General features: G+C 40.3%; 12 protein-coding genes. 11 read left to right on the forward strand and 1 reads right to left on the reverse strand.

The window, feature by feature from the left end; genetic code table 11:
• Position 1 precedes the first annotated feature (1 nt).
• The 8 genes from AAEU28_RS01365 to AAEU28_RS01400 all read left to right on the forward strand — a co-directional run bounded on the left by AAEU28_RS01365 (position 2) and on the right by AAEU28_RS01400 (position 8679).
• Positions 2–907, forward strand: a complete 906-nt coding sequence (locus tag AAEU28_RS01365) for a hydroxymethylglutaryl-CoA lyase (RefSeq protein ID WP_421962639.1) — start codon at positions 2–4, stop codon at positions 905–907.
• 64 nt (positions 908–971) lie between these two features.
• Positions 972–1670: a CoA transferase subunit A gene (locus AAEU28_RS01370; RefSeq protein ID WP_058029874.1), complete on the forward strand. Its 699-nt coding sequence runs from the start codon at positions 972–974 to the stop codon at positions 1668–1670.
• 11 nt (positions 1671–1681) lie between these two features.
• Positions 1682–2338, forward strand: coding sequence for a CoA transferase subunit B (locus AAEU28_RS01375; protein ID WP_349286577.1), 657 nt, complete (start codon positions 1682–1684; stop codon positions 2336–2338).
• 193 nt (positions 2339–2531) lie between these two features.
• Entirely contained in the window at positions 2532–5306 is a 2775-nt protein-coding gene (locus AAEU28_RS01380; protein WP_421962640.1) for a M16 family metallopeptidase, read from the forward strand.
• Positions 5307–5446: 140 nt separating this feature from the next.
• Positions 5447–5647, forward strand: a complete 201-nt coding sequence (locus AAEU28_RS01385; protein WP_421962641.1) for a hypothetical protein — start codon at positions 5447–5449, stop codon at positions 5645–5647.
• Positions 5648–5810: 163 nt separating this feature from the next.
• Positions 5811–7319 (forward strand): Calx-beta domain-containing protein, encoded by a 1509-nt coding sequence (locus tag AAEU28_RS01390; RefSeq protein WP_421962642.1) that lies wholly within the window; start codon positions 5811–5813, stop codon positions 7317–7319.
• 136 nt (positions 7320–7455) lie between these two features.
• Entirely contained in the window at positions 7456–8343 is an 888-nt protein-coding gene (ppk2, locus tag AAEU28_RS01395) for a polyphosphate kinase 2 (protein WP_421962643.1), read from the forward strand.
• Positions 8344–8352: 9 nt separating this feature from the next.
• On the forward strand, positions 8353–8679 hold the full coding sequence (locus tag AAEU28_RS01400) for a hypothetical protein (RefSeq protein ID WP_421962644.1): 327 nt from the start codon (positions 8353–8355) through the stop codon (positions 8677–8679).
• Positions 8680–8772: 93 nt separating this feature from the next.
• Here AAEU28_RS01400 and AAEU28_RS01405 read toward each other — a convergent pair whose 3' ends face one another.
• A complete protein-coding gene (locus tag AAEU28_RS01405; protein ID WP_421962645.1) occupies positions 8773–9333 on the reverse strand; it encodes a hypothetical protein in 561 nt (186 codons plus the stop codon).
• A gap of 152 nt (positions 9334–9485) precedes the next feature.
• Here AAEU28_RS01405 and AAEU28_RS01410 point away from each other — a divergent pair, with 152 nt between their 5' ends.
• The 3 genes from AAEU28_RS01410 to AAEU28_RS01420 all read left to right on the forward strand — a co-directional run bounded on the left by AAEU28_RS01410 (position 9486) and on the right by AAEU28_RS01420 (position 15733).
• Positions 9486–10442, forward strand: coding sequence for an acetoacetate decarboxylase (locus tag AAEU28_RS01410; RefSeq protein WP_421962646.1), 957 nt, complete (start codon positions 9486–9488; stop codon positions 10440–10442).
• Between the two features lie 11 nt (positions 10443–10453).
• On the forward strand, positions 10454–12703 hold the full coding sequence (locus tag AAEU28_RS01415; protein ID WP_421962647.1) for an NAD(P)-binding protein: 2250 nt from the start codon (positions 10454–10456) through the stop codon (positions 12701–12703).
• Between the two features lie 213 nt (positions 12704–12916).
• On the forward strand, positions 12917–15733 hold the full coding sequence (locus tag AAEU28_RS01420; protein ID WP_421962648.1) for a bifunctional aconitate hydratase 2/2-methylisocitrate dehydratase: 2817 nt from the start codon (positions 12917–12919) through the stop codon (positions 15731–15733).
• Positions 15734–15791: the final 58 nt, after the last annotated feature.

Consider the following 15791-nt stretch of genomic DNA (forward strand, 5'->3'; position numbering starts at 1 on the left):
CATGGCGTATCCAACTCAAGTCAAAATCGTTGAAGTGGGTGCCCGTGATGGCTTACAAAATGAAAGCAAAGTCACCACTGAGCAAAAGATAGCCCTGTTAAATGGGTTATCTGAAGCGGGTGTTATTCATCTTGAGGCTGGTGCGTTTGTTTCGCCTAAGTGGGTGCCACAAATGGCAGATTCGGCTGAAGTTATAAAAGGTTTATCTGTTAACGAAAACGCGCAGCTTTCAGCGCTCACGCCAAACTTAAAAGGCGCAGAAGCCGCCCTTGATTGCGGCATTAAAGAGTTCGCTATTTTTACCGCGGCCAGCGAAGCGTTTACTCAAAAGAACATTAATTGCACTATTGAAGAAAGTATTGAGCGCTTTAAACCTTTGGTTGAGCTAGCTCAGCTGCATAACGTTAAAGTTCGCGGCTATGTCAGTTGTGTGGTTGGCTGCCCTTATCAAGGCGATGTTCAACCCGAAGCAGTACTTGATGTGTGTAAACAATTGTTGGCTCTTGGCTGTTATGAAATAAGCCTAGGCGACACCATTGGCGTTGGCACACCGAGTAAAGTGAAAAAACTACTTGATTTGCTTACTAAAGAACTGCCTTTAGACAAGCTAGCTGTACACTTTCACGATACCTACGGCCAAGCTATTGCTAATATCCACACGGCGCTTGAAATGGGTATTAGTACCATTGACAGTGCCGTTGCAGGCCTGGGTGGTTGCCCTTATGCACAAGGTGCGTCAGGAAATGTTGCCACTGAGGATGTAATTTACTTACTTGAAGGGCTTGGCATAAGTACTCAAATTGATTTAGAAAGGCTTGCCAAAGCAGGTTGGGCTATCTGTGATGCCTTAAATAAGCCCCCTGCCAGCAAAGTTTCTTTAGCATTACGTGCGAAGTGCGAACAATAACAATGATAGTGGCGTGAGTATAATGCTTGCGCTCTTTTGACAAACAAAAGTTAGGAGTGGTCTTATGGCCGGTTTTGATAAAGTAGTGAATAGCTACGCCGAAGCAATGGCGGGTTTAAAAGATGGTGACACCATCATCGCCGGTGGTTTTGGTTTATGTGGGATCCCTGAAGGTTTAATTGCAGAAATTAAACGTCTACAAACCAAAGAGCTGACTGTTGTCTCTAACAACTGTGGTGTTGATGACTTTGGTTTAGGTATTTTATTACAAGACCGTCAGATCAAAAAAATCATCGCCTCTTATGTTGGTGAGAATGCCCTTTTCGAGCAGCAATTACTAGACGGCATCATCGATGTTGAGTTAACTCCACAAGGTACATTGGCTGAGAAAATGCGTGCCGGTGGTGCAGGTATTCCTGGTTTCTATACTGCAACAGGTTACGGTACACCGATTGCTGAAGGTAAAGAAGTTAAAGAGTTCAACGGCCGCCCTTATATTCTTGAAGAATCAATCACTGGTGAATTTGCCATTGTAAAAGCATGGAAAGCAGACCGTTACGGTAACCTTGTGTTCCGCCATACGGCAATGAACTTCAACCCTATGGCTGCAACGGCGGGCAAAATTACCGTTGCTGAAGTTGAAGAAATCGTTGAGCCGGGTGAACTTGAACCAAGTCAAATTCACACACCTGGCATTTATGTAAACCGTGTTATCAAAGGCGACTTTGAAAAACGCATCGAACGCGTTACAACCAGTAAGTAAGGAGCATAATAATGGCTTTATCTCGTGAACAAGTTGCAATGCGTGTTGCGCAAGAACTTCAAGACGGTTATTACGTCAATTTAGGTATCGGTATTCCTACCCTAGTGGCTAACTATGTACCTGATGGCATTGAAGTTATGCTGCAATCAGAAAATGGCTTATTAGGCATGGGTCCATACCCGACTGAAGAGCAAGTTGATGCAGATATGATCAACGCGGGTAAAGAAACCGTGACAGCTGCGACAGGTGCCGCTATTTTTAATAGTGCCGAAAGCTTTGCCATGATCCGTGGTGGTCATGTAGACTTAACGGTTCTAGGTGCATTTGAAGTTGACCAAGAAGGTAATATCGCTTCTTGGATGATCCCGAAAAAATTAATCAAAGGCATGGGTGGCGCGATGGATTTAGTTGCCGGCGCACAAAACATCATCGTTACTATGACCCATGCTAGTAAACATGGCGACTCTAAATTATTAGAGAAATGCTCGCTACCTTTAACAGGCGTTAATTGCGTTAAGAAAATCGTAACTGACCTAGCCGTATTAGAAGTTAAAGATGGCGCATTTTATTTGCTAGAACGCGCGCCGGGTGTTACTGTTGATGAAATTATAAGCAAAACAGCGGGTAAGCTAATCGTAGATGGCGATATCCCTGAAATGCAGTTCTAATTCAGTGTCGACAATAACAACACGAATGTACCGACCTCATTCCCAGTGCTAATGCACTGAGTTACCCAAAACCCCTCAATCGAGGGGTTTTTTTTCGTCTATAACTTGCTACATTTAGTTACAAACTTAAATTATTTGTTTCAATTTAAGTGTTAAACTATGTACCGATAATAAACAATATGGACGTATAAAAATGAAAAAAACTGCGTTATCTGCATTGGCTTTAGCTGTAAGTCTTGCCTTGACAGGTTGTAACTCAACAACCAACTCTTCTTCTCAAAACTCAGTCGTGGCAAGTTCAACACAAGCCTTACCAAGTATCGATATTGCTTACGATACTTTTACTTTAGAAAATGGTTTAAAAGTTGTTGTTCATACTGATCGTAAAGCTCCAATCGTTGCTGTTAACGTGTGGTACAACGTTGGCTCAAAGCATGAGCCAGAAGGCAAGTCTGGTTTTGCTCACCTATTCGAACATTTAATGTTCAATGGTTCTGAAAACTATGATGATGAATACTTTGGTCCCTTTGAAAGAGCTGGTGCGACTGAAATGAACGGTACCACAAACAGCGACCGTACTAACTATTTCCAAAACGTACCAACTACCGCGCTAGATATGGCGCTGTGGATGGAATCGGACCGTATGGGTCACTTACTAGGCGCAATCACACAAGAAAAGTTAGACGAACAACGTGGCGTTGTACAAAACGAAAAACGTCAAAGTGAAGGTCAGCCGTACGGTAAAATGTGGGAAGCAATTACAGTTAATACTTTCCCTAAAGGTCACCCTTACTCGTGGACAGTAATTGGTTCAATGGATGATCTTAATGCTGCATCACTAGATGACGTGCATCAATGGTTTAAAGACTACTACGGCCCTAATAATGCTGTATTAGTGCTAGCAGGTGACATTGACGTTGAAACGGCAAAAGAAAAAGCAAACAAATACTTTGGTGACATCAAACCAGGTAAGCCAGTAGCGCAAATGGAAGCATGGGTTGCTAAGCGAAGTGGCGAAAAGCGTATGGTGATGCAAGACCGCGTTCCTGCGTCACGTGTTCTAAAAGTATGGAACACGGCTGAGCTTGGTACTGCCGACTCGGAATATCTATCACTATTTGCTGACGTACTTGCTTCTGGTAAAAACAGCCGCCTTTATCAACGCTTAGTTTATCAAGAACAACTTGCATCTAGCGTATTTGCATTTAATTTCCAGCGCGTACTAGCCGGTCAGATTATTCTTGGTGCAGACGCGTTAGATAAGAGCAAACTACCAGAGATTGAAGCCATCATTGATGAAGAACTAAATCGTTTAATCGCTGAAGGCCCAACAGCTGAGGAGCTTAACCGCATTAAATTTGCAAATGCTTCTGGTTGGATCAAGCGAGTTGAAGGTGTAGGCGGTTTCGGTGGTAAATCTGATGTTTTAGCATCAGGTGCTATCTATCATAATGACCCTGGCTTTTATAAAAAATCACAAGAAATTCAGGCTAACGCTACTGTTTCAGATGTACAACGAGCAGCTGAAAAATGGCTTACTGATGGTGAGTTTATCTTAACAATTAATCCTTTTGAAAAGTATTCAGCTAACGAAAAAGGCGCTGATCGTTCAAAGGTACCAAGTGTTGATTCACTACCCAAACTAGATTTACCAGAAGTGCAAACTACAACACTAAGTAATGGTCTTGAAGTTGTCTTAGCAAAACGTTCAGATACACCGACTGTTGAACTTAGCTTACAGTTTGATTCTGGTTTCGCGACAGACATTGAAGCTAAATCTGGTTTAGCTAACTTCTCTATGTCAATGCTAGATGAAGGTACGACTAGTTTAGATGCGTTGCAATTAGCAGCTGAGCTAGAAAAGATTGGCGCGTCAGTAGGTGCATGGGCAAGCTTAGATACTTCATCTATGACCTTAAGCACACTTTCTGTTAACTGGGAAAAGAGTATTTCACTGTTCGCAGATATCTTACAAAACCCTGCATTAAAAGACGCTGATATTGAGCGTGTAAGAAAATTAGTGCTAGATGGCATTAAGCAAGAACAAGCTCGCCCGCAGACAAACGCTTACCGTATTCTTCCACCACTACTTTATGGTGAAGGTCATCCATACGCGCAACCTCTTACAGGTTCAGGTACTGAAGAAGACGTTAAAGCAATCACTAAAGCCGATATCGAAGCGCATTTGAGAAAGTGGCTACGCCCTGACAACGCACGCATGGTAGTGGTTGGTGATATTGATCTAGATACTTTAACAGCTTCTCTTGAATCGCAACTAGGCCAATGGAAAGCACCTAATACGGCAAAACCTGTGAAACAATTCAAACAAGTTGCTGCACCTGAAAAAGCACAAATCTTTGTACTTGATAAGCCAGAAGCACCGCAATCATTGATTATTGCAGGCCTACTTGGCGAGTCACGCGACAACCTAAAACCAGGTCAAGACATTAAACTTGATGTTATGAACGCAATTTTAGGTGGTACATTTACGTCACGTATCAATATGAACCTACGTGAAGACAAAGGTTGGTCATACGGTGCTCGTAGCATGCTTATGAATGCACAAGCTCAATCTCCATTTATCGTGTATGCTCCTGTTCAGACTGATAAAACGAAAGATTCTATCCAAGAAATCTTGAAAGAGCTTAACGGTTACATTAAGTCTGATTTAGCAAAAGAAGCTGAACTAGACAAAGTTGTGTCTAACAAGGTTGCTAAGATCCCAGGCAGTTACGAGAAAAAACGTAGTCTTCGTAATGCATTGGCAGATGCTTACAGCAAAGGTCGTACAATTGAATACCTTGAGCAATACGGCGAAAAAGTAAAGTCGCTTGAACTTAAAGATATCCACAACGAAGCGAAAGGCTTAATCAACCCGAATCAACTAACTTGGGTTATTGTTGGCGATGTTGCGAAAATTAAGTCTCAACTTGAAAGCTTAAATATTGGTGACATCACTTACCTTTAATATAAGCTGATTATTTAAAGTTTAAAAGCAGTGTGGTTTACCATGCTGCTTTTTTTCGTAAAAGTTCTAGTTTTTTTAATATGCCAATTTTGCATTTGTGATAGTTACTATAAAATAGGCTTTTTACTTCGGAGAGTTGCATGAGCCAAACATTTAAAGTTATCCCCCCTACCACTAAAGTTTTCTGTCATGAACGCGGTGAAGGTTGGACCTTAACCGGGATCACTGATATCAACGAGCATACTTCAGTTATGTTTAACGGCACACGTTACACCATTCCTGCAAAAAAGATTGTTGAGGAACTTTTACCAAACTTCGAAAAGCAAATACAAAAGAACTAGTTTTTATTTGAAAAATGTTAAATAAAAGACAATAATACCCGCGTCTGCAAAGATAATAATGGATGCGCCTTCCCTTTATGGACTAAGACCCACATCAGTTTGGATTTGATGTGTCATTACTTTGTGTTTTCTATAGTTACGGAACTGTATTTAGGATTGCACTATGTATAAGTCTTTCATGTTATCGTCTTTGGCGATTGCGATTTCTACTGCTTCACTCTCATTATCAGCGAATGAATGTAAAGGTGAGCTTTACGGTATTAACGCAGGCCGCGGTGAAACCGGTATCTTATTTAAACTTGATGATCAACTTCAAACCGTAAAAGCTAACTCTGTCGCTAAGTTTAGCTCTGCTGCCTTAGCATACGATGCTCAACAAAATAGAATTTACTATGTCTCTGCTCCAAGAGCGTTAGCATACAAAGTCGACATTGGTCATTTAAATCTATCAAGCGCTGACAAAAAACACTTACCTATCGCGGGTGATCGTTTTAAGTATACCAAACTCGCTTATTTTGATGTCGAAACTCAAACCCACACTGAGGTTGGCCGAACAAAAGGCGTTATTTCTCTTGTCTTTGACAAAGCGAATAACCGTCTTATCGGCAGTAGTTTTTCTGCACTATATGAAATCAACCCGCAAACGGGTGAGTACACTAAACTTGCAGATTTGGGTGTACTTAGTGGTAAGTATCGCGGTGATTTAGCATTCTATAATGATGAATTGATTTTAGTCACTAGCACTTCTGCTTACCAAGTAGATACTTCTGACTATTCGCTCAAAAAGTTATCAAAACATCATCTTACCGCTGTAACTGGAGCAACGGTTGATCATGCTGGTAACTTGATCATTAGTCGAACAAAGATAAACGATTTTGGTCAAACAAATAAGTCAGAGCTTTTCAAACTTAATCCACACTCGGGAAATACGTGTTTCATTTCGGAAGTCCCTGTGAGGCTGAACGACCTCACTACTAATACATCCGAAACCACAACATGTTATACAGCCCCATTATGTGAAACAGATCCCCTACCAATTATTTCATTATCAGCAATTGAAGATACTGTTACTGAAGGCCAAACTTTATCTTTCGCTGTCAGCCTTTCTAACAGCTATTATCAAGACGTTGAAGTTGAGGTTTCGGCAATTGAAGGGTCAGCCACTAGCGATGATTTTACTTTCCCAACACAGATAGTCACCTTTGATGCTGGTGATACAAATACTACTATTGAAATTCCAACGATTGATAATGATGAATACAGTGAAACTAAGACCTTTTCTATACAAGCTACAGCAAGCTTGAATAGTAATGGAAGTGTAAATCTACCAGCAATGATCCTAAACGATGATGCTGAATGCATCCCTGTTCCACATACCAAAATAAATTATCAATTTGTCAGTGAAAGCGCGGGCTACAACAATGATTGGGGCATAAAAGTAAATAATCAATTTATTAAACTGCTTGATGAATACGGTGGTTCTGGTAGTTACCAGTTGCCTTCATCTGCGTATTTTGACTATGCACTCGCACTCAATGGTAATGCTTCAAAACTCACGAACAACTTTAGGTGGCATGGACAAACACAGTATTGGGAAGATCAAAATGATGCTGATTACAATGACTTCGTAGTACGAGTTTGGACAGAACAAATTCAAGTAGGCTGTAATTAAATCAGCTTAAAGGGAGCATTCAGCTCCCTTTTTTATTGTATCTTTTATGCTCAACTAGACCTAGATCAATGCACTGCTCAAAGCGCCCTTTATAGTAAGGTGTTACCAATATAATTTTTTGGATAAGGAAGCGCCCGTGCAATCAAATAATATAGAGCAATTTCCAACCCCATCGTCTGATCATGTTGAAGAGTCAAAAAGCGAGATGGTATTTGACCTGAATGTCAAAAACCCACCAATGAAGTGGAACGCTGATGGTAAGTACCCCTATTCATCAAAGATGGATGTCGTAGAGTACGAAAGGCATAAACACGAATTACAAATTGAACTTTTAAAAATGCAAGGTTGGGTCAAACAAACCAATCAACGTATTGTTGTGCTTTTCGAGGGCCGAGATGCAGCAGGTAAAGGTGGTACAATTAAACGCTTTATGGAACACCTAAACCCCCGTGGCGCACATGTCATCGCACTTGAAAAGCCCAATGCCAGAGAGCGCAATCAGTGGTATTTTCAACGTTATATTCAGCACTTACCTACAAAAGGTGAAATCATTCTATTCGACCGCTCTTGGTATAACCGTGCTGGTGTAGAAAAAGTCATGGGCTTTTGTGACGATAATGAATATCTCGAATTTATGCGCCAAACACCCGATCTCGAACGCATGCTGGTCAATAGCGGTATTAAATTATTTAAATATTGGTTCTCTGTTAGCCGTGAAGAACAATTTAGACGCTTCAAGTCTCGCCAAAATGATCCTCTAAAACAATGGAAGCTTAGCCCTGTTGATATGGCCTCATTGTCTAAATGGCACGATTACAGTGAAGCGAAAGATGCCATGATGTTTCATACGCATACAAAAGATGCACCATGGACTCAGATCCGCTCTGACGATAAAAAACGTGGCCGCATTAACTGTATGAGGCATTTCTTGAGCTGTTTAGATTACCCTGGCAAAGACGAAGACGTGGTTAATCAAGTTGACCCTCTGATTGTCGGCGAGCCGAGCTCTTTCGAGCGTAAATAAGGAGTCACAATGGAAGATTTAACATTAGATGCCGATCTTATTTTTGAAGACAGACTAACAAAACTGGAAAAAATAATACAATTAAGCCAGCAAGAGGTTGAGCGTACATCGGCAATTGCAAAAGACGCGTCAAATAAAGCACAACTTGCCGTAGAGCAAGCTAAAGAAGCCGAAAATGCCGCTGAAAAAGCCATTAAGAAACTGAAATATGCAACTAAGCAACTCAAAGATGCCAAAGTAATGAAAATTGCCCAAAAGAAAGCATCTAAAAAGTCTGCCATCAAGCGGGCTAAGAAAATGGCGAAAAATAAAAAAGCTGACACATCAGCAGCTTGATTAAATCAAAATGATATGCCATGCGTTTTTAAGAATGGCATATCTAACTTTTAAATAAGTAACTATAAATACTGTATATTGACTACCTTTCAACTAGCCAGATCCAGTATCTCGCTTTAAACCTACATTATTGTTTAAAATTCTTAAATAGCCCTCTCGATCATTATTTTCAGTGATTTTCCAATAAAAGTCTTTGCTTTCATACACTGGCTTCATATCGTGTTTAGACTTTACTGACAACGCAAAGACATCTTTTTTGTTTGCGTGCTGAATTAAGGCGACTTCGTCAATATCGAGTGTCAATGTGATGTTTTTAAAGAAAAATCTAGAAATGCTAATAACATTTTTGTCAAAGCATAAAGTTAATTTAGTTTCCAAAGTCACAAAAATATATACAAAGGAGAATATAAACCAGCCAAATATGAAACAGCTAAGTACAAATAACAGTTTTGGCTCAGCTAATAAACTTTGCGCTTTGAATTTTGTTGCAGCCGTTTGCGGGTCAAACACAGCACTAGATATATAAATAGCAACACCTAGATAAAAAGTTAAACAAAGTAAGATGTATTTTTTTCGACATTTAAATTCAATTGTCTGTCTAACAGAATTAACACTTCTCTCTTGATATTTGTTACCCCCATCAAAACAATGCATTGCAATTTTCCTTAATTATCCCGATTAAACCTAATACATTAAATCAAATAACCAATATAGGAACAATTATTTTTGTATATGCATGAACATTCGATAAATCCCATTTCCTCTGCTAATAACAATAGAGTCACAGTTATTAAAAGGAAATTGCTATGTCCGAAAATACTGGTTCGTATCGCCATTTTTTAGGTAACCCAATTGCAAAGCCGCCCTGTCGTATGCTCAATGCCAGAATGTATGGTTTTTTTATCAAAGGTACTTACAGCACCATCACAGAATTTATAAATAACACTTTAAATTCGGTGCCTTCCGAAAACGTTTATTTCAAACCACTTTCAGAATATTGCTTACTCACCTTTACTGATATTGAAAATATTGCCTCTAAAGTTGAGCCCTTTAGCCAATATGGTTGGATGCAAGAGACTGATATTATTGTTTGGATGCCTATTGCTAAGGTCGATAAAACCTCAAATAAAGCTTTGCATATCTATTGGTATCCGGCGTTTATTACTGTAAACAACATTAATGCCTTGGTGAATGGCCGAGAAACTTGGGGCTATAACAAGTATTTATGTGACTACACTATGCCAAGTGACTATAAACACGCTGACAATTTTGCTTTAAGCCTCGAAACCTTTCAGCCGTTTAATCCAAATACCAAAATGGACTGGCACGAATTGCTCAGCATTAAACGTTTTTCAGATGGTGGTTCACTGTTTGAAGAAATCATAGAAGTTGGTCAAGAAGTCGCTGAACTCATCCATGCCAGTGTCGAAGACATTCACATAAGTGCTGAGCTTATTAAACAATTTATAAGTGGCATTAAAAATCCACAAATGGATCAAATTCTATTTAAACAATTTCCAGATGGTTTTGCCCATAATGCCGTATATAGCGCTGTTGTGCACTCTCCATCAACAGTCAAAGACATCCATAAAATCGCCATGCTTAAAGATGAATACGAAGTCAACATCAATAAGCTCGATGCTTTTCCTTTTGATGACATGTTCGGAATACAAATTGGTAAACAAACAGCAATGCTGCCCTATTACGTGTGCATGGACTTTGATCAAGACGGCGCGTACGAACTTATATCAAGCAACAGCTAAAGGAGCTAAATATGGCTAAGGAAAAGATTGTTATTTTAGGCGGTGGCGTTGCAGCAATGACCTCAGCAGTTTATTTAACACAAGCTGAAAACTGGCAAGATAAATATGACATTACTGTCTATCAACTAGGTTGGCGCTTAGGCGGTAAAGGGGCAAGTGGAAGAAACCCTGAATTTGGGCAAAGAATTGAAGAACATGGTTTGCACGTGTGGTTTGGCGCTTATGTTAATTCATTTCGCGCGATTGAAACTGTATATAGTCAATTAAACAGGCCAGACAACATGCCCTTGAGTAGCTGGCAAGAAGCATTTAAGCCACATAGCTTTGTGGTATTACAAGAGTTCATTGAAAATGAGTGGCAAACTTGGCCAGTAGACTTTCCAACAATTGAAGGGAACCCTGCTGATGGCACACTTGATCTGCATTTTTGGCAATTGCTCGAAGTGCTCATTGCATGGCTTCATAAATTCATAGAATCATTAGAAGATGAAATTGAACAAGCAAATAAAGTCACTAAGTTACAAACAAAAAAGTCTAGAGATAGAAGCCTTTTAAAACACTTGGCCACTGAAATAACCGATACCTTCGATGACATTGAAGACGAAGTGAGTGATTTTTTTGACTCAGCACATGATGAACTAAAAGAAATTTGGTCTTCGCCTAAGATCCTTGCAACTCAGCTCAAACACCTTTTATCCCTTAGATCGAATGATAAAAATCTCCAGAATCCAAAAGACAGACTTGTTGTTTGGTACATAGTTCGTAAATTGAAACGCTGGTTAAATAGTGAGGCCATTGAATTACTAGATGATAACCCATCGATTAGACGTGCTTATATCTGCGCTGATTTAGTCATCGCAATGACGACAGGTTTAATAAAAGATAAAGTTTTCTCGAAAGGATTTGGTTCAATCAATAACATCGATTTTAAAGATTGGCTTAAAAAGAATGGCGCAAACGAAAAGTACAGTGTTGAATCAGCGCCTGTTATTGGTTTTTACGATTTAGTATTCGGTTATGTTGATGGTGATTTTAGCAAAGGAGATGTTGAAGCTGGCGTCGCAAGTTTAGCCATGCTCAGACTTATGCTCTGTTACCACGGTGGCGTTATGTGGAAAATGCAAGCAGGCATGGGCGATGTAATATTTTCACCTATTTACGAATTGCTAAAACAGCGCGGAGTAAAATTTGAATTCTTCCATCAGGTTGATGCTTTAAAGCCCGCAACTAGTAGTCAGACAGATAATCTCATTGATGAAATTGTTATTACTGAACAAGTTGCATTGAAGTCTAATAACTATTCTCCACTAGTGGATGTAAAAGGTTTACCTTGCTGGCCCTCCTACCCGATTTATGATCAAATTGAAGATGCACAAGCTAATTTATTACAAGACAAAAATATTAATTTAGAATCATTTTGGAGCGATTGGCCTAAAGTTTATGAGGCAGAATTTGGGCATACTTTACCGACCAAAACACTCAAGCTAGGACAAGATTTCGACAAAGTAATTTTTGGTATTTCAGTCGCTTCTATTGCGCACTTATGTCCAGAACTAATTGCAATAGATGCAAAATTCAAACAACAAGCGACTGAGGTTAAAGCTGTCGCCACGCAAGCATTTCAATTATGGATGAATAAAACGGATGAGCAACTTGGTTTTAACTACATTCCACAAAGCCAAGAGCGGCCTATTCTAAGTAGTTTTTCTCAGCCTTTTGATACATGGGCTGCTATGTCTAATTTATTAGATAAAGAAGATTGGCCTCTGAACAATCATCCCAAGAATCTCGCTTATTTTTGTAGTGCCTATACGTGTGATGACTATCCAGGTAAAGATGTACATAACTTCCCTGCTCAGCAAAAAGCCTTTGTAAAGCAAAACGCGCTAGAAAAATTGAATAGAGAAATGAAACCATTATGGCCTGAAGCCTATCACGGTGATGAATTTAATTGGGACGCTCTTTACTCTGAAAATAACCTACCGGGGGAGTCGCGTTTTGATGAACAATACTGGCGTGTAAACGTCGACCCTTCAGAGCGTTATGTGTTATCAGTCACAAATAGTAGCCAATATCGATTGCCAACTGATGGCACTATTTTCAGCAATTTATTCATCACGGGGGACTGGATCAAAACTGGTGTAAATGCCGGATGTGTTGAAGCCGCAGTAATGGCTGGCATGCAAACATCCAGAGCCATTTGCGGTATACCAGAGCAAATCAGTGGCGAAGATGGGTTTGAGCCAGATGGCGCACTTTGATATCAATTATATTTATAGCAACTATTTTTGGTATTGATGTAAATTATTATGTATTTGCGATAGAATCGCAGTGCAAGTAATTGATAGATTCAAAATATCATACACAAAGTCGACTATAATATGAGTCGGCTTTAATGAGCATTTTCGTTGGGCAATTTAATTTAGCACTAAGTTGCTCATTTCGTATCAAGTAAAAAACACCGAGAGTTTTCTATGAGTTTGTATACAGAATACATGGAAGAGATCCAAACGCGTAAAGCGGAACTTGGACTTAGCCCAAAACCAATCGACAACGCAGAGCTTCTGTCTGAAATCATTGCTCAAATTAAAGATACAACAAATGAGCACCGTGAAGATTCTTTAAACTTCTTCATCTACAACACACTGCCAGGTACTACATCTGCGGCAGGCGTAAAAGCGCAATTCTTAAAAGAGATCATTCTTGGTGAAGAATCTGTAGCTGAAATCACAGCTGATTTTGCATTTGAACTACTTTCTCACATGAAGGGTGGTCCATCTATCGCTGTACTACTTGACCTTGCACTAGGCAACGACGAAGCAATTGCAAAGCAAGCTGCTGACGTACTTAAAACTCAAGTATTCCTTTACGATGCTGATACAACACGTTTACAAGACGCGTTCAAAGCAGGAAATGCAATTGCGAAAGAAATTCTTGAAAGCTACGCTAATGCAGAATTCTTCACCAAGCTTCCTGACATTCCAGAAAAAATTGAAGTAGTAACTTACATTGCGGGTGAAGGTGACATCTCAACTGACTTACTTTCTCCTGGTAACCAAGCACACTCACGTGCTGACCGTGAACTTCACGGCCAATGTATGATTACACCTGAAGCGCAACAAGAAATCGTAGCGCTAAAAGAAAAGCACCCTAACGCGAAAGTTATGCTTATCGCTGAAAAAGGCACTATGGGTGTAGGTTCTTCACGTATGTCTGGTGTGAACAACGTTGCACTTTGGGCTGGTGAGCAAGCAAGCCCGTATGTTCCATTCATCAACATTGCACCAGTTGTTGCTGGTACTAACGGTATCGCACCTATCTTCCTTACAACGGTTGATGTAACAGGTGGTATTGGTCTTGACCTTAAAAACTGGGTTAAGAAAGTTGACGAAAACGGTAACGTAGTAACTGACGCTAATGGCGACCCAGTTCTAGAAGAAGCATACTCTGTAGCAACAGGTACAGTATTAACTATCGATACTAAAGCTAAAAAGCTTTACAACGGCGACAAAGAGCTAGTTGATGTATCTTCTGCTTTCACTCCACAGAAAGTTGAATTCATGCGTGCTGGCGGTTCTTACGCAGTTGTATTCGGTAAGAAACTACAAACACTTGCTGCTGAAACATTAGGTGTTGAAGCACCAGCTGTTTATGCGCCTTCAAAAGAAATCTCTCATGAAGGTCAAGGTCTAACTGCTGTTGAGAAAATCTTTAACCGTAATGCAGTTGGCGTTCAGTCTGAAACACCACTTCACGCTGGTTCAAACGTACGTGTTAAAGTTAATATCGTAGGTTCTCAAGATACAACAGGTCCTATGACTTGTCAGGAACTTGAAGCGATGGCTGCTTCAACGATTTCACCACTTGTTGACGGTGCATACCAGTCTGGTTGTCACACTGCATCAGTTTGGGATTCAAAAGCACAAGCTAACATTCCAAAACTAATGGCGTTCATGAATAAGTTTGGCCTTATCACTGCGCGTGATCCAAAAGGCGTTTACCATTCAATGACTGACGTAATCCACAAAGTATTAAACGATATTACTGTGGATGACCGTGCAATCATCATCGGTGGTGACTCACACACACGTATGTCTAAGGGCGTAGCGTTCGGTGCTGACTCAGGTACTGTTGCACTAGCACTTGCAACAGGTGAATCGGCAATGCCAATTCCTGATTCTGTTAAAGTAACGTTTAAAGGCAAAATGGCTAAGCACATGGACTTCCGTGACGTGGTACACGCAACGCAAGCGCAAATGCTTAAGCAATTTGGCGGCGAGAACGTGTTCCAAGGTCGTATTATCGAAGTTCATATCGGTACATTAATGGCTGACCAAGCGTTCACATTCACTGACTGGACTGCAGAAATGAAAGCGAAAGCTTCAATCTGTATTTCAAACGACGAAACACTAATCAAGTCAATCGAACTAGCTAAGAGCCGTATCCAGATCATGATCAACAAGGGTATGGAAAATGAAGCTAAGACTCTTCAAGGTCTTATCGACTTAGCTGATGAGCGTATCGCTGGTATCAAGTCTGGTGAGCAACCAGCGCTTGCACCAGATGACAATGCTAAGTACTACGCTGAAGTAGTTGTTAACCTTGACGAAATCGTTGAGCCAATGATTGCTGACCCAGACGTAAACAACGAAGACGTTTCTCGTCGTTACACGCACGATGTAATTCGTCCAGTATCTTTCTACGATGGTAAGCCTGTAGACCTTGGTTTCGTTGGTTCTTGTATGGTTCACAAAGGTGACATGCAGATCATTGCGCAAATGCTGCGTAACCTAGAGAAACAAAACGGTTCTATCGAGTTCAAAGCACCGCTAGTTGTTGCGCCACCAACGTACAACATTGTTGATGAGCTTAAAGCTGAAGGCGATTGGGAAATTCTAGCTAAGTACGCTGGCTTTGAGTTTGATGATGCAAATCCAAAAACTTCTGCACGTACAAAGTACGAAAACATCCTTTATCTAGAGCGTCCAGGATGTAACCTATGTATGGGTAACCAAGAAAAAGCTGAACCTGGTGACACTGTAATCGCAACCTCTACACGTCTATTCCAAGGCCGTGTTGTAGCAGATACTGCAGAGAAGAAAGGTGAATCACTACTCGGTTCAACACCATTAGTAGTACTTTCTACTATTCTAGGTCGCTTCCCTACTATGGCTGAATACTCAGCTGCAGTTGAAGGCATTGACCTAACAGCATTTACGCCACTTGAAGAAGAACTAACTACTAAGTATGGTTCTGAAAAAGCGGTACCTGTAAAAGTTGTTGAAGCTTAATATTATTAAACTTCCTTAACTTTAAAACGCGGTGAGTATTTCTTACCGCGTTTTTTAT

This window comes from Pseudoalteromonas sp. SS15 (genome assembly GCF_049257195.1).
GTDB lineage: Bacteria > Pseudomonadota > Gammaproteobacteria > Enterobacterales > Alteromonadaceae > Pseudoalteromonas.